General features: G+C 35.9%; 1 tRNA gene. It reads left to right on the forward strand.

Annotated elements, in window-relative coordinates:
• The first annotated feature begins 23 nt into the window (after positions 1 to 23).
• Positions 24 to 96, forward strand: a tRNA-Ala gene (locus tag WEIDD23_RS12555).
• Positions 97 to 262: the final 166 nt, after the last annotated feature.

A 262-nucleotide genomic window follows, 5' to 3' on the forward strand; every position in this document is an offset into this window, starting at 1 on the left:
CTTACACTCAATTAAATACCCATGGGGAATTAGCTCAGCTGGGAGAGCACCTGCTTTGCAAGCAGGGGGTCATCGGTTCGATCCCGATATTCTCCATTACAACCTGCGGGTTGTAAGTTTAGATCTTTGAAAACTGAATCATAATTGTAAATTTTTAAATTCATTTAATATTGTTAACGCAATATAAATTGAGCCGAAAAAATACACCGCGTAATTTTTTGAGTTTTTTAAATTAGTTTAAAATCGCTTGTGACCTTGAGTC

Origin of the sequence: Weissella sp. DD23 (assembly GCF_001579105.1) — a bacterium.
Taxonomy (GTDB): domain Bacteria; phylum Bacillota; class Bacilli; order Lactobacillales; family Lactobacillaceae; genus Weissella; species Weissella cibaria.